At 48.2% G+C, this 20,603-nt stretch carries 20 protein-coding genes and 1 riboswitch; all 20 genes read left to right on the top strand.

Going from position 1 to position 20,603, the window contains the following annotated elements:
• Window positions 1–2 precede the first annotated feature (2 nt).
• The 20 genes from PAHA3_RS29145 (at window position 3) to PAHA3_RS29050 (ending at window position 20,599) form a co-directional block, all read left to right on the top strand.
• Entirely contained in the window at window positions 3–773 is a 771-nt protein-coding gene (locus tag PAHA3_RS29145; protein WP_175623837.1) for a TatD family hydrolase, read from the top strand.
• A 241-nt stretch (window positions 774–1,014) separates the two neighbouring features.
• Window positions 1,015–1,268: riboswitch (cyclic di-AMP (ydaO/yuaA leader) on the top strand.
• A gap of 273 nt (window positions 1,269–1,541) precedes the next feature.
• Window positions 1,542–2,732, top strand: coding sequence for a 3D domain-containing protein (locus PAHA3_RS29140; protein WP_062838097.1), 1,191 nt, complete (start codon window positions 1,542–1,544; stop codon window positions 2,730–2,732).
• A 155-nt stretch (window positions 2,733–2,887) separates the two neighbouring features.
• Window positions 2,888–3,433 (top strand): ribonuclease M5, encoded by a 546-nt coding sequence (gene rnmV, locus PAHA3_RS29135; RefSeq protein ID WP_062838096.1) that lies wholly within the window; start codon window positions 2,888–2,890, stop codon window positions 3,431–3,433.
• Window positions 3,434–3,437: 4 nt separating this feature from the next.
• On the top strand, window positions 3,438–4,340 hold the full coding sequence (gene rsmA, locus PAHA3_RS29130; RefSeq protein WP_272907837.1) for a 16S rRNA (adenine(1518)-N(6)/adenine(1519)-N(6))-dimethyltransferase RsmA: 903 nt from the start codon (window positions 3,438–3,440) through the stop codon (window positions 4,338–4,340).
• 59 nt (window positions 4,341–4,399) lie between these two features.
• Window positions 4,400–5,296 (top strand): sporulation peptidase YabG, encoded by an 897-nt coding sequence (yabG, locus tag PAHA3_RS29125; RefSeq protein WP_062838095.1) that lies wholly within the window; start codon window positions 4,400–4,402, stop codon window positions 5,294–5,296.
• 153 nt (window positions 5,297–5,449) lie between these two features.
• Window positions 5,450–5,725, top strand: coding sequence for a biofilm formation stimulator Veg (gene veg / locus PAHA3_RS29120; protein WP_053778931.1), 276 nt, complete (start codon window positions 5,450–5,452; stop codon window positions 5,723–5,725).
• Between the two features lie 251 nt (window positions 5,726–5,976).
• Window positions 5,977–6,153: a small, acid-soluble spore protein, alpha/beta type gene (locus PAHA3_RS29115; protein ID WP_017691375.1), complete on the top strand. Its 177-nt coding sequence runs from the start codon at window positions 5,977–5,979 to the stop codon at window positions 6,151–6,153.
• Between the two features lie 149 nt (window positions 6,154–6,302).
• Window positions 6,303–7,157, top strand: a complete 855-nt coding sequence (ispE, locus tag PAHA3_RS29110; RefSeq protein ID WP_062838109.1) for a 4-(cytidine 5'-diphospho)-2-C-methyl-D-erythritol kinase — start codon at window positions 6,303–6,305, stop codon at window positions 7,155–7,157.
• Window positions 7,158–7,254: 97 nt separating this feature from the next.
• Window positions 7,255–8,082, top strand: a complete 828-nt coding sequence (gene purR, locus PAHA3_RS29105) for a pur operon repressor (protein ID WP_062838094.1) — start codon at window positions 7,255–7,257, stop codon at window positions 8,080–8,082.
• Between the two features lie 188 nt (window positions 8,083–8,270).
• Complete coding sequence (gene spoVG, locus PAHA3_RS29100; protein WP_017691372.1) at window positions 8,271–8,555, top strand: septation regulator SpoVG; 285 nt, start codon at window positions 8,271–8,273, stop codon at window positions 8,553–8,555.
• 83 nt (window positions 8,556–8,638) lie between these two features.
• Entirely contained in the window at window positions 8,639–8,833 is a 195-nt protein-coding gene (locus tag PAHA3_RS29095) for a hypothetical protein (protein ID WP_124118801.1), read from the top strand.
• A gap of 77 nt (window positions 8,834–8,910) precedes the next feature.
• Entirely contained in the window at window positions 8,911–10,302 is a 1,392-nt protein-coding gene (gene glmU / locus PAHA3_RS29090; protein ID WP_371327975.1) for a bifunctional UDP-N-acetylglucosamine diphosphorylase/glucosamine-1-phosphate N-acetyltransferase GlmU, read from the top strand.
• 100 nt (window positions 10,303–10,402) lie between these two features.
• Complete coding sequence (locus PAHA3_RS29085; protein ID WP_017691370.1) at window positions 10,403–11,356, top strand: ribose-phosphate diphosphokinase; 954 nt, start codon at window positions 10,403–10,405, stop codon at window positions 11,354–11,356.
• A 330-nt stretch (window positions 11,357–11,686) separates the two neighbouring features.
• Window positions 11,687–11,872, top strand: coding sequence for a hypothetical protein (locus PAHA3_RS30765; RefSeq protein ID WP_062838092.1), 186 nt, complete (start codon window positions 11,687–11,689; stop codon window positions 11,870–11,872).
• Window positions 11,873–11,987: 115 nt separating this feature from the next.
• Window positions 11,988–12,548: an aminoacyl-tRNA hydrolase gene (gene pth, locus PAHA3_RS29075; protein WP_062838091.1), complete on the top strand. Its 561-nt coding sequence runs from the start codon at window positions 11,988–11,990 to the stop codon at window positions 12,546–12,548.
• Between the two features lie 97 nt (window positions 12,549–12,645).
• Entirely contained in the window at window positions 12,646–12,876 is a 231-nt protein-coding gene (locus PAHA3_RS29070) for an anti-sigma-F factor Fin family protein (protein ID WP_017691368.1), read from the top strand.
• A 273-nt stretch (window positions 12,877–13,149) separates the two neighbouring features.
• Window positions 13,150–16,677: a transcription-repair coupling factor gene (mfd, locus tag PAHA3_RS29065; protein ID WP_062838090.1), complete on the top strand. Its 3,528-nt coding sequence runs from the start codon at window positions 13,150–13,152 to the stop codon at window positions 16,675–16,677.
• Window positions 16,661–17,809, top strand: coding sequence for a peptidylprolyl isomerase (locus PAHA3_RS29060; protein ID WP_062838089.1), 1,149 nt, complete (start codon window positions 16,661–16,663; stop codon window positions 17,807–17,809). The genes mfd and PAHA3_RS29060 overlap by 17 nt, the downstream gene beginning before the upstream one ends.
• Before the next feature lie 323 nt (window positions 17,810–18,132).
• Complete coding sequence (gene spoVT / locus PAHA3_RS29055; protein WP_036606123.1) at window positions 18,133–18,675, top strand: stage V sporulation protein T; 543 nt, start codon at window positions 18,133–18,135, stop codon at window positions 18,673–18,675.
• Between the two features lie 175 nt (window positions 18,676–18,850).
• The gene (locus tag PAHA3_RS29050; protein WP_062838088.1) at window positions 18,851–20,599 is read left to right on the top strand and encodes a putative polysaccharide biosynthesis protein; all 1,749 of its coding nucleotides are present in this window, start codon (window positions 18,851–18,853) and stop codon (window positions 20,597–20,599) included.
• The last annotated feature ends 4 nt before the right edge of the window (window positions 20,600–20,603 follow it).

The following is a 20,603-nucleotide window of genomic DNA, read 5'->3' as shown; positions in this document are numbered from 1 at the left end:
ACATGATGCTGTTCGACACACATACACATCTGGATGCACCACAATTCGACGAGGACCGCGAGGACATGATTCAGCGTGCTGTGGACGCCGGGGTTGGTCGCATGATCAACATTGGCTTTAACCGGGAGACGATTCCAACGACAATGAAACTGGCCGAAACGTATGACTTTATATATGCAGCTGTAGGGTGGCATCCGGTAGATGCGATCACGATGCAGGAGGGCGATCTGGAGTGGATTGCATCTTTATGCAAGCATGAAAAAGTAGTTGCAATCGGTGAGATTGGATTGGATTATCACTGGGATACTTCACCGAAGGAAGTGCAGCATCGCGTATTACGACAACAGATTGCATTGGCTCGTGAAGTGAACATGCCAATTGTCATCCATAATCGGGATGCACACGAGGATATTATAAGAATTTTGCGTGAAGAGAAGGCGGGCGAGGTTGGCGGTGTGATGCACTCGTTCTCCGGCAGCTGGGAAACCGCGAAAAGTTGTCTCGATATGGGCTTCCATCTGTCCTTCGGAGGTCCAATCACATTCAAAAATGCAAAGCAGCCAAAAGAGGTTCTGGAGAAGGTTCCTATGGACCGGTTTTTCATTGAAACAGATGCGCCATATTTGACACCTCATCCGTACCGTGGAAAACGAAATGAGACAGCGCATGTACGTCTGGTTGCAGAGGCAGCTGCGGAAATTAAAGGCATTTCGGTAGAGGAAATTGCTGCAATAACAACCAAAAATGCCATGGAACGATTTGGGATTCGTTAAAAAAACGAGTAAATCAGGTGAAAAAGGGAGTTAAGCGGAGTTAATTTGCTCTTTGATCCAAATAAATCAAGAATATTACAATATTTTAACCAAATATTCAGAAAAACGTACTTGATCAACGCTTTACAACATGCATCAAAACAGGATATCATCTTTTCAGTGAATTGTTGTGCGGAAAATTGGACAGATGTTCGGGGGATGAACAAAGGGACACTTTCCGAGGAAGCAACATTACTTTCATGAATCAGTCTCGCTGAGTCTCCGTTAACGGAGAGCGGGGGAACCAATAGGGCTTAAACATCGGTGTATTTGGCCGGTGCGCATCATTCGCTGACCCAAAAGCAGCGAAAGGATCTGCGAAGCCGTATTTGATTTCTTCTTTGGGTCTCGGGGTGAATTCAAGGGCGTCCGCCATGAGCGGGTGACCTAAGATAGGGCGGCTCTCTTTCGCCCGAACCCGACAGCTAACCTCGCAAGCGGAAAAAGAGAGGCAACCTCGTGCATGAATTTCCGATATTCAGAATCATTCGGAAGCCACGAAAGAGTTCCTCTTACACTCTTTCTTTGGCTTTTTTGTTTTTGAATAAAAGAAATGTTGTCATCATACGGTAGGTATTCAGGAGGATGACATCATGTTGCGAAGATTGATTCATGGTGCAGAACCGGATTATGTTGGTCCAATCTGTGTTCTGTAGAAAATTTGGTATAGTCACGTCAAAGACATCATGCATTACTTTAGACGACGAGGCTATGAAGGAGGACGGAGAAGTGGGCACATTCCAACCAGAAGAGACCCATGAGTCACGATCATCCAGTAAGTCTTTCGCGTTGCGGTGGAAGCATGAGAACATGCGTCAAATGGCATTGATCGCGATTTTCTCAATTGCGCTTACAATCATGATCTTGTTAGTCGTTTACGGTCAGGCCGGGAAACAAATTTCACTGGTTATTGATGGCAAAGCTCAGGTGGTAGAGACTCGTACAGGAATGCTTCAGGAAATGCTGGAGGAGCAGTCAATCACAGTCAGCCCTCACGATAAGGTATCCATGTCCATGAACGGGGCGATTACAGATGGAGACCGAATCGTTATTGAGCGGGCCGTTCCAGTTAACATTACGGCAGACGGAGACACCAAGACTCTGTATACAACCGATTCATCGGTACAAGAGGCAATTCAAAAGTCAGGTATTCAAGTTGCAAGTAATGACAAAGTGTATCCGGCGCTTGGAACTACAGTCAAAGCGGATATGAAAATCCGTGTAGTGCGGGTAACAAAGCGTACAGTGGATGTAGAACAACCGATCGCTTATAAAGTGATCAAAACGGCTGACCCTAGCTTGTACAAAGGGGATAACCGTGTTGTTGTAAACGGCAAAGAAGGCACACTTGTCCAGCATATCGAAAAGGTATTTCAGGATGGAGAATTGGTCTCCAAAAAAATGGTCGGCAAATCCGTCGCGAATAATCGTGTAGATAAAGTGATCGCAGTCGGCACCAAAGCAAAACCGGTCGTAAAAGAGCCTGTGATTCAGACCGTATCGGCTCAGACTTCAACTTCAACAACGAAACAGGCAACAACAACGAACTCGAAGAAAACCTCTGCCTCGGGCAGCAAAGTGATTACCGTATCCGGAACTTCTTTTAAATACTCCAAAGTACTTAAAAATGTATCCATGACTGCCTACTCTTCCGAAGAGCCTGGCATCGGCACTAAAACAGCTTCCGGTACTCGTGTAACGGAAGGGCGCACCATTGCGGTTGATCCCAAAGTCATTCCAATTGGCTGGTGGGTATATATCGAAGGTCTGGGCTTCCGTCGTGCGGAAGATACAGGCGGTGCCATTAAAGGCAACAAAATTGATGTATATTATGACAGTGTGAAGCATGCCCTGAATTTTGGACGCAAGAAAGGCAAGACGGTCTACGTGATCGGTCCGGTGAAGCCGGAAGCGAACTAAAATCGTTTTACTTTGAAATGGGAATGCTATAAAATAGTTGCATGAATGATTCATGCGGAATATGCGGCGGAGGGGTCTGAATTCAGTCTCCCCCGCCGTTTGGCAGAGAAGAGGATATTCCTCTTCTTTTTGCGTTAGAAAGGAAGAAATGGAACATGATAAAAGAAGTCATAGTGGTGGAAGGCCGTGACGATACGGTAGCCATTCGTCGGGCCGTGGAAGCCGATACAATAGAAACAGGTGGATCAGCCATCAACCAGCGCATTTTGAAGCGGATTGCGCTTGCTCAGGAGAGACGGGGAGTCATCGTACTGACAGATCCGGATCATGCCGGCGAACGCATTCGTAAAATTATTGCGAACAAGGTCCCTGGCTGCAAGCATGCCTTCATTCCAGAAGCGGATGCGACGCGCAAAGGGGACATTGGAGTGGAGAACGCCTCACCGGAGGCGATACGGCACGCGCTGGAACGCGTACATACTTCATACGAGGGTGCTCCGAGTCTGATCGATTGGGAGGACCTGATCGCGGCAGGACTTATCGTGCATCCACAGGCTGCCGCACGTCGCATGGAGATGGGCAATCTGCTAGGCATTGGATATTGTAACGGGAAGCAGTTCCACAAGCGTCTAAGTGTATTTCAGATTACACGGGAAGAGTTCTCTACAGCATTAGCGCAAATTGAACGTGAAGGATTGTGAGCATATGAAGGACATGGAAGAAACGATAGAAATTGCAACGCCCAAGCGAACCAAAGAGATTATTCAAAGACACGGATTCTCATTCAAGAAAAGTCTGGGTCAGAACTTTCTGATTGATCAAAATATACTAAACAAAATCGTGAATGCAGCCGATTTGGACGAGTCCAAGGGCGCGTTGGAGATTGGGCCGGGTATTGGAGCCCTTACGGAGCGTTTGGCTCGGGTAGCCGGTCCTGTCACAGCTGTAGAGATTGATCAGCGCTTGATCCCAATCCTGGGAGAAGTGATGCAGCCTTATTCAAATGTACGTGTTCATCATGGGGATGTGCTGAAGCTTGATCTGGCTGAGTTGTTTAATACGGATTTTGCATCCGTGGACAAAGTTAGTGTCGTGGCTAACCTGCCTTACTATGTAACGACCCCAATCATGATGAAACTGCTGGAAGAGAAGCTGCCAGTAGACAGCATCGTTGTCATGATTCAAAAAGAAGTGGCTGAACGCATGGCTGCTGCACCTGGATCAAAAGACTACGGCAGTCTGAGCATCGCGGTTCAGTACTACAGTATGCCGGAGCTTGTGTGTATTGTGCCTCCTACGGTCTTCATTCCGCAACCTAACGTGGAGTCGGCTGTTATTAAGCTGAAGGTGCGTGAGCAACCGCCCGTGGAGATTCCGGATGAAGCACACTACTTCGAAGTGGTACAGGCTTCTTTTGCCCAGCGGAGAAAAACAATCTCGAACAACCTGAAAGCACGTTTTTTCACGAAGGAGAACCGGGAACAGGCAGACATTCTGCTGGAGCAGGCAGGTATTCAACCGTCCCGACGCGGAGAGACGTTAAGTTTGCAGGAGTACGCTACACTCAGCACCGTGATGTGGGAAGCAGGGGTACGCGCCGCGCTGTAAAATTCGAATGAACCAAACCGGGTCTCTGCCCATACGATGGGGTAGAGGTGATTACGTTGATGAATATCGGAGACTTGGTCGTTCGGAAGTCATACGGCGGCGATGTGACTTTTCGGGTGGAAGGCCTTCAGTTGGATGCTGCGGTCATTAAAGGGACTGAGTTCCGGCTGATTGCTGATTCCCCGGTGGACGATTTGATACAGGTTCCCTACGAACCACAAAGCGCAAAGACCAGACAGGCGCATATTAAGGCACATCAGACCTTGTCCCGCCTGCAGCAGAATCGTATGGAACAGGCTGAGCGGAATCGTGAAGGTCTGGTGCAGGATTGGTCTGCCCAGCAGGAACCGGCTTATTTTGAAATGCCTGGCAAGGTGCTTCATCTGGACGGAGATCCGAATTATTTGAAAAAAAGTATGGATCTTTATGAGCAACTTCGTGTTCCCGCAGAGGGACAATATGTCCATGAATCGGCAATGGCAGATACCTTATACCGTTTATTACCCAAAGTACGTCCGGATATCGTGGTCATTACGGGTCATGATGGGGTACTTAAGACACGTCAGCCCTACGACTTATATAGTCTTGGTAGCTACAAGAACTCACAAAATTTTGTGTCGGCCATTCAGGTGGCCAGACAATACGAACGCCATCTGGACGCACTCACCATTGTGGCAGGAGCCTGTCAGTCCCATTTTGAGGCACTGCTGCGTGCTGGAGCGAACTTTGCCAGTTCTCCGGGCAGAATTCTCATTCATGCACTTGATCCGGTCTATGTGGCAGCCAAGGCTTCCTTCACATCTGTTAGGGATACCGTCAACATGAACGATGTCCTGCACAATACCATCAGTGGTAGCCAGGGTGTGGGTGGTGTGGAGACACGCGGGAGTTACCGGGTAGGCCTGCCGGGATTGAATGATTTATCAACGCTAAAAGTGAACCCATCGGCAGTCTGATGTAGGCCATTTAAAGTCCCAATTTGGGGCTTTTTTTGTTTGCAAAAAAATTCATTGACAACAACTTTTTGATGCTGATATAATAATTAGTTTTGATTTGACAATGACTGTAAAATCCGGTATAATGGACAAGAAAAGAGGTGGTCGTCGACAATGGCTAAAAACACGCTGTTGGATATCAAACGCAATCTCGACGCACATATAGGTCAGAAAATTATGTTGCGGGCTAATGGTGGCCGCCGTAAGACCATTGAGCGTACGGGTGTATTGGAAGAAACGTACCCTTCTGTTTTTATCGTTAAGCTTGATGAGGAGCAAGAAACCTTCAAGCGAGTATCTTATAGTTATGCGGATATACTTACGGAATCGGTGGAAGTCATGGTCTTTGACCCGGGCAGCCAGACGCATAGCTCCTACATGGAGACGTAAGTATCGTTTTACAGGCGATTCGCCCCACAAGGCGGATCGCTTTTTTGTTTTTACTAAATCCCCAATTCGCCTCCAAAGGTAAACGATACATACGCAGGAATGAGCGAGGAACGGTCGCGGCATACTACTTGGACAGGTGAAGGAACAGTTTCCTAAAGCAAATGCAGGAGCTGAACCTGGCCTGATGCTAAAATGTCCAAAACGTGAACGAACTCATTACATCATGAAATTACTTTGGAGGAGGATGGTTCATGAGTCGGAGAAGAAGAAGTGTCATGTCAGAGGATCTGAAGAATGAGCTGGCAAAAGACCTGGGTTTCTATGATACGGTGCAACAGGAAGGCTGGGGCGGAATTAAAGCCAAGGATGCAGGAAACATGGTGAAAAGAGCCATTCAACTGGCTGAGCAGGCTGCGCGCAAATCTTAATCCGGTTCAAGCAGACTGAAAAGCGGGGAAATCCGTCAGGAATAACCCCGCTTTTTCCCCTTAGATGCGGAATAGAAATGACTTGACAGCCCCATTTTGATATAATATGTTAAGTTGTCTTAGGGAAAAGGTGAGGACGGGTGAACGCCTTGAAAATTTACGAAAAAGCGCCTGCTAAAATTAATTTGATGCTGGACGTTTTACATAAAAGAAGCGATGGATTCCATGAGGTTGAAATGATCATGACCATGGTCGATCTGGCTGATCGCCTGGAAATGTCGGAGTTGCCGCGAGATACCATTTTCATCTCCAGTCAGGCTGGATATATCCCGCTGGACGAGAAGAATCTGGCCTTCCAGGCAGCCAGGCTTATTAAGGAGCGCTATAACGTGCGTACGGGCGTCCATATTCATCTGGATAAAAAGATTCCGGTTGCAGCTGGACTTGCCGGAGGCAGCAGTGATGCAGCAGCAGCGCTGCGTGGATTGAACCGTCTGTGGCGGCTGAATATACCGGATCACGAACTTCAGGAGCTTGGAGCTGAACTCGGTTCGGATGTTCCATTCTGTATCACAGGAGGGACTGCACTCGCGACAGGGCGCGGTGAGAAATTGACTCCCATACCTAATCCGCCGCAATGCTGGGTGATTCTGGCAAAGCCTCCGATCAATGTGTCTACTGCCGATGTCTACGGACGGTTCCGCAGTGACAAGATTGTTCGTCATCCGAGTGCGTCCAAAATGGAGCAGGCTATTCGTAACCAATCATTTACGGAAGTGTGCAACCAGATGGGCAATGTGCTTGAGGATGTAACGTTGAAGCTGTATCCGGAAGTTCAGCATCTGAAGGATGCCATGATTCGGCTCGGTGCAGACGGCGTGTTGATGTCCGGTAGCGGCCCAACGGTATTCGGTCTGGTCTCCAAAGAATCCAAGGTTGCCCGGATCTACAATGGTCTGCGCGGCTTCTGCAAAGAAGTATACGCTGTACGTATGTTGACGTAAAATTCGCTTTTATAATGTACAAACACGTATAAAGGTGGTATATTTTTAAATAATTATTCGGATTTGGATGTTTCCGTGATCGTGAGGATGGATCTCTGTGAAGAAGTTAAAACGAAGCGCAAGGCTGGTTGAAATGACGCAATACTTATTGTCCAGACCGCATACGGTTATTCCGTTGACCACATTTGCCGAACGCTATGGAGCCGCGAAGTCTTCGATTAGTGAAGATTTGGCGATTATCAAGGAAGTGTTCGAAGAAGGTGGGTCAGGAGAACTGCATACACTGGCTGGAGCAGCCGGGGGAGTAAGATGGATTCCGAAAGTGTCTCGAGAACTGGCACTGGCATTTGCGGAGCGACTGTCGACCCAGCTTGCGCAGCCTGATCGGATCTTGCCTGGAGAATACCTGTACATGTCCGATCTGCTTGGACAACCCGCATTGATGAATGAAGCCGGCAAGATCTTTGCAACGGCCTTTGGCAATATGAATATTGATGTGGTTATGACGGTAGAAACCAAGGGAATCCCACTGGCTTATGCGACCGGAGCCCAGCTCAACCTGCCTGTCGTGCTCGTACGCAGGGACCATCAGGCTACAGAAGGATCGGCCGTAAGTATCAATTATGTATCCGGGTCCCATAAAAGTCTGCATACCATGTCCCTGTCCCGCAGGGCAATGCGTGAGCATTCCAGAGTACTCATTGTGGATGACTTCATGAAGGCTGGGGGTACGGTGCAAGGAATGATCGATCTTTTGGCCGAGTTTAATGCTACGGTAGCCGGGGTAGGGGTACTGGTGGAATCTGGTTCTGTAGATTCAGAGGAACGCCTATTAACGGATTACGTCTCTCTGGCGAAGCTGACAGCGGTTGATGCCAAGAGCAGACACATTTCCGTCAAGCCTGGTAACTATTTCGACCTGTAGAAAGATGACGAATTTTGTGTCGGTAAAGGTTCTTTTCCATCGACCTGGCACTAACGTTGTCGAATTGTGTATTAAATAAAAAAATTCCTGAAATTAGGAAATTTTTGTGGTTATAAAAAGAAGGAGTTCGTATAGGCTGTGTGGAATTATACACCAAGTTCTGATGGAAAAAGGTGGTGAACACACACATGCAAATTACGGATGTCAGACTCCGCCGTGTTAACTCGGAGGGGAGAATGAAGGCTATCGCATCCATTACCATCGATAACGAATTCGTCGTTCATGACATTCGTGTCATTGATGGTAACAACGGAATGTTTGTTGCTATGCCGAGCAAGCGTACTCCTGACGGAGAGTTCCGTGATATCGCCCACCCGATCTCTTCCGGTACTCGTGAGAAGATTCAGGCAGCAGTTTTGACTGAATACGATCGTGCAGCAACTGAGGAAGAAGTCATTGAAGAAGGTGCCTGAGAACATTATTGGGGTTCGAAGGAAAAGAGAGCCATGTCTTATGGCTCTCTTTTCTTTTTGACCGGAATAAGATATATTCAGTATTGAGTTTATTAGCAGAGAACAAAAAGCGCATCGTGCGCTTGGTGGCAGGGCGGCATCTTAGGAATCATTGGGATTCGGTTAAGCTCGCAGGTACACGGCGTATACATATAGGTCACGATTCGTTGGTGTCCGCGTTGTTACGTGTGATTACAGAGACAGCAGGCGATGAACAGGACCGGCTTGAAGCCGGCTGAACGATACTCATTGGATATAGATCAGCAATGCAATTCAATGGGATTTTCAGAACAGGAGGTCGTTAATTTTGAAACGAATGGCAATCGTTCTTGCCGCAGGGCAAGGGAAACGAATGAAATCAAAATTGTACAAAGTACTGCATCCCGTGTGCGGTAAACCTATGGTTGGACATGTGCTGGATGCAGCACTCAGCGCAGGCGTTGAACGCAGTGTAGTTGTAGTCGGTCATGGTGCCGAAGCGGTGCAGTCATTTTTGGGTTCCAGAGCGGAGTATGCACTTCAGGCGGAACAACTGGGTACAGGTCATGCAGTGAAGCAGGTTAAATCCTTGCTTGGCGGTGAAACTGGCTCTACAATTGTAGTCTGTGGAGATACACCGCTTGTAACCAGTGAGACGTTGGAAGGTCTGATGAAGCTGCATGAGAGTAGCGGAGCAGCAGCAACAGTTCTTACGGCTCAGTTGGACAATCCCAAAGGCTATGGCCGCGTCATTCGCGGAGAAGATGGGTCTGTACAACGGATTGTGGAACAAAAGGATTGCACAGAGCAAGAAGATGCTGTGAATGAGATTAACACAGGCACATACTGTTTTGATAATGCAAAATTGTTCGCAGCCCTGGAAAAAGTGACGAACCAGAACGCTCAGGGAGAGTATTATCTCACAGACGTGGTTGGCATTTTCCGCAATGATGGAGAAGTCGTTGAGGCTTATATGTCAGATGACATCGCAGAATCCATCGGGGTTAACGACCGACTTGCACTTTCACAAGCCGAAGCCTTCATGCGTGAACGTCTCGCCGTACGCCATATGTTGAACGGTGTTACAATCATTGATCCGTCATCGACATATATCGGAGCGGATGTTACGATTGGATCAGATACCGTTTTGTATCCGGGGACGATCCTCAAAGGCACAACTTCCATTGGTGAAGCATGCCATATTGGTCCTCAGGCAGATGTGGAAGACAGTGTTATTCAGGACGGAGTTACGATTAAACATTCGGTAGTATCCAATGCCGAAATTGGTTCTGATGCAACGGTAGGTCCATATGCTAATTTGCGTCCAGGGACTAAACTGGGTCGCAACGTAAAAATTGGTGACTTTGTCGAAGTGAAAAATGCTACAATTGATGAAGGTTCCAAAGTATCTCATCTCAGCTATATTGGGGATGCCAAAGTAGGGAAAAACGTAAATGTTGGATGTGGGGCAATAACTGTCAATTATGATGGTTATAATAAAGCTGTGACAACGATTGAAGATGATGCTTTTGTAGGCAGCAACGTCAATCTGATTGCACCGATTACGGTAGGAAAAGGCGCTTATGTGGTTGCTGGTTCCACCGTTACCCATTCCGTTCCCGAGAATGATCTGGCCATTGCTCGTCCACGTCAGGAGAATAAACCTGGTTATGCGGAGAAGATTCGCGGACGTGCCAAAGCCAAGAAACAGAATGCCAAACCCCAATAAGGGGTTTTGATAACAAGATTGCCTCCCGAAGACCGGGAGGTGCCGACATGTCGCAGACGCTTATTGATTCCAATGAACCAGCACGGAGGGTTTTTATTTTATGACTTATTTTGATTCGAAATTAAAAATATTTACTTGCAATTCTAACCCCAAGCTCGCCCATCAAATTGCTGATTATATCGGGATTCCCATGGGTGAATCTCACACAACCAGCTTCAGTGATGGCGAGATTCAAGTGAAACTCTCCGAGAGTGTTCGGGGTTGTCACGTCTACATCGTGCAGTCCACTTGCTTGCCGGTTAATGACAACCTGATGGAAATGCTCGTTATGATTGATGCACTTAAACGGGCATCTGCCAAGACGATTAACGTCGTTATTCCTTACTATGGCTATGCAAGACAGGATCGCAAGGCACGTTCACGTGACCCAATTACGGCGAAACTGGTTGCCAACCTGATCGAAAAAGCGGGTGCAACCCGTGTTATCGCGATGGACTTGCATGCAATGCAGATTCAGGGATTCTTCGACATTCCGGTCGACCATTTGCTCGGCGTGCCGATTCTGGCTCAATATTTCCGGTCGAAACAGATCGAAAATCCAGTTGTCGTGTCACCTGACCACGGTGGCGTAGTCCGCGCACGTAAACTGGCTGATTTCCTGAATGCACCTCTTGCGATTATCGACAAACGTCGTCCTGAGCCGAATGTGAGCGAAGTGATGAACATTATCGGTAACATTGAGGGTAAAACAGCCATTCTGATCGATGACATTATTGACACGGCGGGAACGATTGTACTGGGAGCGAATGCTCTGATGGAAGGCGGCGTGAAAGAAGTATACGCGTGCTGTACTCACCCAGTATTGTCCGGACCTGCGATGGAACGTTTGGAGAATGCACCATTGAAGGAAGTCATCGTAACGGATACCATTCCAATTACGCATGCTAATCCGACAAGCAAACTCAAAGTGTTGTCTGTAGCGCCTTTGCTCGGAGAAGCAATTATCCGGGTTCATGAGGAATTGTCAATCAGCAAGCTGTTTGAAATTGAATAAGGATGTCTGCATAAAGTAGTAGAGGGGTTACGTTTTCCGGTTCAATGGAAAATGTAACCCCTGTCGGCGTGCCGTTTTATTAAAAGTGAAACAGACGCTGGTCAGTCCATATAAGTTTGAACTATTCATTTACACAATAACGGAGAGGGCAGAAAAGATCTGAAGAAGCGAAGTTAAAAGCTTTCTGAAAGAAAGCTGCTTCGGAAGCATATGCTTCGACTTAACAGCGATCGGAAGATGTTTCTGCACGCGCAGTGATCCAGTGTAAAATGGTTCGTTCATCTTATATGGTTAATACCCGGGGCGGGAGATAAATCGGAAACGACGCCGATGAAAGAGCGTGTCGGCAATCTCGACGAATTGATTATCGAAACGAGTGATGAGACCAATCTCAATATGGGTGTCGCGGTCGTATACCTGTACAGGTACGTGATATTCGAGATGATAGATAAAATCGCTATGTTGAGTCAGTTGTCCGTTGTCTTCGCGCAAAACCCGCTCACCTTCCTGGGTTGATAAAATATTAACTGTGAATACTACAGTAAATCGATCTTTACTTTCCTGATATTATATGAAATATAACATTCGAAGTCTATGCCTCACCTCAGGCTAATCCGAAGGAGGGAACAAGATGAAGTGGATTGTCGGACTTGGAAATCCAGGCTCGAACTATGCCAAAACCCGTCATAATATCGGTTTTATGGCACTGGATCGGTTGGCTGATCGTCATAGTATCTCCATTACACAGAGTAAATGTAAGGCGCTGATTGGAGAAGGCAACATTGGCGGTGTGAAAACTGTGCTGATTAAACCCATGACCTTTATGAACTTGTCTGGTGAATCAGTTCGAGCGTATATGGATTTTTATAAAGTTAGTCTTGAAGATCTGATTGTTGTGTACGACGACATGGATACAGAGATTGGCAAAGTCAGATTGCGTTATCAAGGCAGTGCAGGCGGACATAATGGGATCAAGTCCATTATTCAGCATACCGGTACACAGCAGTTTAACCGGGTACGCATGGGAATATCCCGGCCTGAACCAGGACATGCCATTGTTGATTATGTACTGTCGACATTTATGAAAAAAGAAAAAGAAGCCCTTGATCAGACCATTGAGCAAACGTGTGATGCCCTGGAGCATAGCTTGACTCATACGTTCGAACAAACAATGGCGAAGTTTAACGGTTAATTCTGTAAGACATACTGGTAAAATGATCAAAAAGACGGGTTCGATTCAGCCATACTGGACATACTGGACGTATAAACCATGTTCAGGAGGCATAAACATGTCAGTGAATTACGTATGTCGGCATTGCCGTACCTTTATTGGACGAATCGATTCTGCCCGGATAACGGAAGTAGAGCTTGGCTTTCATTTCTTGACCCCCGACGAGCGGAGGGATATAATAGCGTATAATTCCGGTGGTGACATTACCGTTCGGATTACATGTGATTACTGTAAGGAAGCCCTGGAGCACAATCCGGAGCTTAGTCTGCTCGCGAGTCCGCTTCAGTAGACATCGCCTGTAACAGGATCGAATGACAGTTGAGGGCGGTTGCGTAATAACGCTCCACCTTTTATAGCCTTGGCAGCCTGCTGAGGCTTCTTTTCAGTTGGAATGAAAGCCAGCGCTATCTCGAAATCAGGCTCAGCCACATCAACAGATGTGGCAATGTTGCGAGTAATCCTTTATGATGAAACAGGACAAAAAGGAATTTGTATCCATTTTAATAGTGATGCTACGCGTATGCGTGAGATAATCAAGTAAGTTATAAGAGAGGTGCCCCTTTTGTTACAAGCACTTATACAGGCTTTTTCCAAAGATCCGGACTTCGGGTCCATTACAGCCGGAATCAAGTCCGGCATGAAGGAACAATTGGTTTCAGGTCTATCCGGCTCGGCGCGTCAGATTATGCTGGCTGCTCTGCATCAGGAAATGAACCGACCATTGCTCGTAGTAACACACAATATGTTTTCAGCTCAAAAAATTGCAGAAGATTTACAGGAAGCGCTTTCACCAGATCAGGTGTTAATCTATCCTGCCAACGAACTTGTCGCTGCTGAAGCTGCTGTTTCCAGCCCGGAAACATTAGGTCAGCGTATTGATGTGTTGGTCCGCTGCGCCCAGGGTTTCAGGGGCGTTGTTGTTATTCCCTTTTCTGGCGTAAGACGTTATGTCCCGCTTCCGGAAGTGATGGCCAATGCTCGAATTTTGATTAAACAGGGCAACACACTTCAGCTAGATTCCTTCCTGTTGGAGATGGTAAAGCTCGGATATGAGCGTGTAGAGCGCGTAGAATCCCGCGGTGAGATGAGTGTACGCGGAGGTATCATCGACTTCTACCCGGTTACTTCATCGATCGCGTATCGAGTGGAGTTATTTGATGATGAGATCGACTCCATTCGGACGTTCGACCCAGCAGATCAGCGTTCGATTGAACGGATCGAAGAAATTACGGTTCTGCCATGCAAGGAGTTAATCGCAGACCGTGAACGGATGGAAAAGGCTGCCGATGCAGCTGCCATTTTACTCGAGCAACAGCTGGAGAAAATGACCGACCGGCAGGCGAAGCTGCGTCTTCGTGAAGAAATTCACCGGGAGATCGAGCTTTTGCGAGAGCACGTGTATTTCTCCGAAATGTATAAATATATTTCTCCGCTCTATCCGGAGAACAAAACGATCTACGACTATATGCCGGAAGATACCCTGCTGGTTCTTGATGAGCCTGCCAGACTATCGGAGACATCGAAACAGCTGGACCGTGATGAATCGGAGTGGAATCTGCATTTGATGCAAAACGGTAAAACACTTCCGGATCTTCCATTATCCGCAGACGGTGATGAACTCTTGTATGAGCGTCCATTCCAGACGCTGTTTATGTCGATCTTTTTGCGTCAGGTTCCACACACCCAACCACAGAACATTCTGAACTTCATTAGTCGTGGTATGCAGGATTTCCATGGACAGATGAACGTACTGAAGGCAGAGATGGAGCGTTGGCAGAAGGCTGGAGTTCAAGTGCTGATGCTGGCGAACGGTGAGGAAAGACTGGATCGGATGCGCCGCGTTCTGATGGACTATGATATTCCGGAGCCGGAGATGCTGATCGGTAACTTGCAAACTGGGTTTGAAATGCCGTCCATTCATTTGGCTGTCGTGACTGAAGGCGAGATGTTCTCGCAAAAACAGCGTAAAGTACGCAAACCAATTCGGAATGTAGACAACGCGGAACGGATCAAATCCTACAGTGAGCTAAAAGTGGGCGATTATGTCGTTCACCAAAACCACGGGATTGGTAAGTACCTCGGGATTGGTACCCTTGAGGTTGGCGGCATTCATAAAGACTACATGCATATTCTCTATGCAGGTGGAGACAAACTGTCTGTACCTATTGAACAGATCGATCTGATTCAGAAATATGTAGGTTCAGAAGAGAAAGAGCCTAAAATATACAAGCTGGGCGGCAATGAGTGGACACGAGTTAAAAATAAAGTCCGCACATCCGTACAGGATATTGCTGATGATCTGATCAAGCTGTATGCAGAGCGTCAGACATCCAAAGGATTTGGATTCGACAAGGATTCTGCAGAACAGCAGGAGTTTGAGGACATGTTCCCTTACGATGAGACACGTGACCAGGTGCGTGCGATCGAAGAAATCAAGAAGGACATGGAACAAAACCGTCCGATGGACCGTTTATTGTGTGGGGATGTTGGTTACGGCAAAACCGAGGTGGCTATTCGTGCTGCGTTCAAAGCAGCGATTGAAGGCAAACAGGTGGCTGTACTCGTGCCGACAACGATTTTGGCGCAGCAGCATTTTGAGACATTCCGTGAGCGGTTCTCCGGTTACCCGTTCAACATTCATGTGCTTAGCCGTTTCCGCTCGCGTAAAGAGCAGAATGAAACAGCCAAAGGCATCAAGGCAGGTACAGTGGATATTGTCATCGGGACGCATCGACTGCTGTCGCAGGATCTGGTGTTCAAGGACCTGGGACTGCTCATTGTCGATGAAGAACAGCGATTCGGAGTAACTCATAAGGAAAAACTGAAGAAGTTGAAAACCAATGTGGACGTGCTCACGCTGACGGCAACGCCGATTCCACGTACGCTTCATATGTCCATGCTGGGTGTGCGTGATCTGTCCGTTATCGAGACTCCACCAGAGAATCGTTTCCCGGTGCAGACCTATGTGGTTGAACACAGTCAGGCGCTTGTCCGCGAAGCGATTGAACGTGAGCTTGCCCGTGGAGGTCAGGTGTATTACCTCTATAACCGTGTTCAAGGAATTCAGGAGATGGCAGCCGAGATTTCTGAACTTGTGCCTGAAGCCAAGGTTGGTGTGGGTCATGGTCAGATGTCGGAGACCGAGCTGGAGAAGACGATTCTGGACTTCCTGGATGGTGAATATGACGTGCTTGTGAGCACAAGTATCATCGAGACCGGGGTAGATATTCCGAACGTAAATACGCTGATTGTACATGATGCGGATAAAATGGGGCTCTCCCAGCTGTATCAGCTGCGCGGACGGGTGGGTCGTTCCAACCGTATTGCGTATGCGTACTTTACGTACCAACGGGATAAAGTGCTTACTGAAGTTGCTGAGAAACGTCTGCAATCGATCAAAGAATTCACCGAACTGGGTTCGGGATTCAAAATCGCCATGCGTGACTTGTCGATTCGTGGGGCGGGAAATCTGCTAGGAGCAGAGCAGCATGGCTTCATCGCTTCCGTCGGGTTCGATCTATATTCCCAGATGCTCGCGGAGGAGATCAACAAACGCAAAGTTACGATGCTTGGCGAGGAGCCGGTACCTTCCGACCAGTGGAACACAACCCTGGATCTCAGTATCGATGCTTACTTGCCGTCCGATTATATCTATGACAGTATTCAGAAGATTGAGATCTACAAAAAAGTGGCGGTCATTGCATCCTTCGACGATGCGATGGAGCTGGAAGACGAATTGGTTGACCGATTCGGTGATCTTCCGGAGGCCGTCATCAACTTGCTGGCTGTTGCGCGGATGAAAGTATACGGCAAAATCTACGGTATTGAGTCTATTTCCCAACGTGGTGAGGACATTACCGTGAAGTTCTATGAAGGGCGCGAACATGCCTTTGAACTCTCGAAAATCGCGCACATTGGAAATCAGTTCGAAAGACGTGTACAATTTGAACAAGGACCCCATATGCTGATTCACGCTAAAGGCAAGGGGCTTGGGGATAAGCAACTGATGGAGCTGGTAGAGAAAATTCTGGAGTCCATGAAGACGGCTTTTAAATCAAAGGGGGAACTAAAAGATGTTACCAAAGTATAAAAAAGTAGGAAAAGTACTGTCTGTGAGCATGGTCGCAGTACTGTCCTTATCATTGCTTGCTGCTTGCGGCAAGAAGGAAGAAGCGAAAGCACCGGAATCGACAGATACGAGTGCTGTAGTCGCTACGTATGATGGTGGTACCATTACAGCCAATGAATTCGATATGGAACAACGCGTTATGAAATTCCTGTATCCAGAATATGCACAAATGATGGATATGGACGATTTCAAGGAGTATCTGGTGAAACAGGAAGTTGCTTATGAATACCTGAGTGGCAAAGCAAGTGAAGAAGCCAAAACAGCGGGTGCCAAAACAGCAACTGAGCAATTCGATAAAATGAAAGCTTCTGTTCAGGCAGATCAATGGACTGAGATGCTGAAAGCTCAGAACCTGACTGACCAGAACATCAAGGATTATATGACACGCATCATGACGGTAATTAAAGACAAGGAAACTGGCGTTACGGAAGATGCGATTAAGGCTGAGTTTGAGAAAAACAAAGATCAGTTCACAACGGCTTCCGTTCGTCACGTGCTGATTAACTTCACAGATCCAAAAACGCAAAAAGAGCGTAAAAAAGAAGATGCACTGAAAATTGCAAAAGAAGTAAAAACCAAGTTGGATGGCGGAGCTGATTTTGCTGAAATTGCAAAAGAATATTCCGAAGATCCGGGTTCTGCTGAAAAAGGTGGACTGTATGAAGAGACACCTGTGGGCAGCTGGGTAGAAGCATTTAAGGAAGCTGCAAAAACGTTGCCACTGAACAAAATCAGTGATCCGGTTGAAACGGAGTACGGTTACCACATCATGAAAGTGGAAGCTCGTACAGAAGCAGACTTTACTAAATTGACGGCTGAGCAAAAAGAAAGTCTGAAGAGCCAATTGGCAGCTGCTGAGATCGATACGTTCATGCAAAATGAATTGGACAAAATCGTAAAAGAAGTTAATCTGCCAAAAACAGAAAAAGCTGAAGAAGGTACGACTGAAGGCACAACAGGTACAGGAACTGAAGGAGAGCAAACAACCGAACCAAAAACGGATGACTCCACAGGTACAGATACCAAGACTGACCAAGGTACGACTGGAACAGATAAAGATGCAACGACAGACGAAGGTACAAGCAGTAAGTAATATGGCTGTGTTAGCATACGTTCAGGGGTAAATCCGCCCGAATGAGTGCCTTGTACAACAACAAATATGGACAACCATACAGAGAAGCAAGGGGAGGACTTAGGACCTCCTTCTTGCTTCTTCTTGTATATATTCAAGCCGTATGGGTATATGGTCGCCTTCTTCGAAAGTTACACAACTATATTCTCCGATGTATGTATAAGGAAATGGGAACAGATGAATACTATGGTCAAGATATCACACTAAACGTTCTGGGACTTTCCTCTACCCATTAAGGAACAGTAGTTGAAAAATCTTCTCGAGAAAGTGGGGCAACATGTGAAATGAAAGCTACTGGTATTGTCCGCCGTATAGATGACCTTGGTCGTGTGGTCATTCCAAAAGAAATCCGCCGTACGTTACGTATTCGTGAAGGTGATCCACTAGAAATTTTCGTGGACCGTGATGGAGAAGTTATTCTTAAAAAATATTCGCCGATTGGCGAGCTTGGTGATTTTGCCAAAGAATATGCAGAATCCCTGTATGAGAGTACAGGACATGTAACGATGATCTCTGACCGGGATACCATTATCACGGTGGCAGGGGGCTCCAAGAAAGAGTATTTGGACAAGCAGGTAGGCCAACTGTTGGAGGGCTGCATGGAAAACAGAAAGACCATATTGGAAACAAACAACGGTTCTTATGAGCTTAGCAAAGATCATGACGAGACGTTATCCTCTTTTGTTATTGCGCCAATTATCTCGGGTGGTGACCCCATCGGAACGGTTATCCTTTTCAATAAGGATGAATCGGTGAAGATGTCTCAGATGGAAGTGAAGATGTCTGAGACGGCTGCTGGTTTCCTTGGCAAGCAAATGGAACAATAGACAGCAGATCAACTCCTGGTGCCCTGATTTGGGCATACGGGAGTTTTTTGCTTTTTAAGGGGCAAGGTGTTGATCCGGATGATTGTCATGGGGGAGGGTTAGTCTGCGCGCCTTCAGGCAGGTATAATAGCAAGGTATGCTTAATTGAACGCAGGGACATACGCAGGAGGGAATTATGAAACAGCCGTCTACAGGCTCAAGGCTGCTACAGGGTGCATTTGTACTTGGGCTTGCCGCCATTATCTCTAAAATCATTGGTGCTTTTCAGAAGATTCCGCTGCAGAATCTGGGGGGAGACGGTGTATTTGGCATCTACAATACGGTGTATCCGTTATATATGCTCATTATCACGCTTGCTGCTGCAGGACTGCCGCTGGCCGTATCCAAATTCGTAGCAGAACAGAACGCACTCGGAAGACCAGACGAGAGCAGAAGAATTATTCGACTGTCTTCCCTACTGCTCGGGGGAATTGGAATTATAATGGCGCTCTTGATGTATGCAGGTGCGCCGCTGATCGCCGAGCTGATCGGCAACCGACATGTCGTTCCATCGATTCGCGCAGCTTCATGGGCGTTATTGTTCGTACCGGTGATGACAGGGCTGCGTGGATATTTTCAGGGATTACAGCAGATGGTGCCGACAGCGGTATCGCAGGTTGTGGAGCAGACGATACGTGTCACCGTCATGATTGTTTTGCTTCTCTGGCTGATGAGGCGGGATGCTTCGCTTGAAACTATCGCTGCTGGTGCCATGATGGGCTCCGTTGCGGGCGGAATGGTTGGGCTACTAGTCATGTTAGGGTACATGGTCCGACATCGACGGAAAGACAGGGAAGTGGTCACCGGACCATTGAATTCGGAATGGAGCAGTAGAGGTGAAGAGGTTGGAGCAGACAGGCATGAGCGTCAGGAGCATAGGCCGGTTACGTCGCTGAAGAAAACGGTGAGCGCTATTCATCCCGCTCTGGGAGAAAGGCCACGATCCAACGGGGAATGGATCAGGACGCTGCTCATGTATGCTATTCCTGTCTGTCTCGGGTCGCTGGCCGTACCGCTGATGAATCTGGTGGATACCTTCACTGTGCCCCGGCTGCTGCGGGGAGAAGGGCTGGATGAGCTCCAGTCGATGGTTTCCTTCGGCATCTACAACCGTGGATTGCCGCTGGTTCAACTGGTGACGATGCTGGCCACGTCACTATCTGTGCTGTTTATTCCGGCGATGGCGGAAGCCCGGTTAAAGGGCGGGCCAGAAGCCGTCCGGCAGCAAGCAGGCCTCGCGCTGCGCTGGTTCTGGTTGATCGGCCTGGCGGCATCCGCGGGTCTCGCGGTGCTGGCGGAGCCGATTAACCGCATGCTGTACGGAGATGCCGCAGGCACGGAAGCACTGCGGTATATGGCGCTGACGGCTGCGGGCAGCACCGTCAGCATTATTGCGGCGGCGCTGCTGCAAGGCCTCGGCGCCGTGCGTGCACCCGCGTTCAGCATGCTGGCCGCCGCAGGCGTCAAAGCGCTGCTGAACGTTATGCTTGTGCCGGCGCTGGGCATCAGCGGCGCGGCCCTGGCAGGCGCAGTCGCCTACATGCTGGCGGCTGGCCTGAATGTGGCGCTGCTGGCGCGACTTGTCGCCCTGCGCCCTGCCCCTGGCGCCGTCCTGGCGAAGCCGGCGCTGGTGATCGCCGCCATGAGTCTGGCGGCGGTAGGCACGGCCTGGGCCGCCGAAGCCGTGCTCGGCGGCATGGGCATCGCGGCCGACCGCCGGCTGGCCGCGATGGGCGTGAGCCTGCTGGGCATTGCCGCAGGCTCGGCCGTGTTCTTGCTGGCGGCGGCCCGGATAGGGCTACTGACCGCCGCAGAGCTGGCGGCCGTGCCCAAGTTGGGTCCGCGCCTTGCCAAGCTGCTGCGCAGACTGCGTGTGCTGCGCTAGCTTC

This window comes from Paenibacillus amylolyticus (genome assembly GCF_001570725.1).
Lineage (GTDB): Bacteria > Bacillota > Bacilli > Paenibacillales > Paenibacillaceae > Paenibacillus > Paenibacillus amylolyticus_A.
The sequence above is the reverse complement of the archived record's forward strand: the minus strand, read 5'-3'. Positions and strand labels throughout refer to the sequence as shown.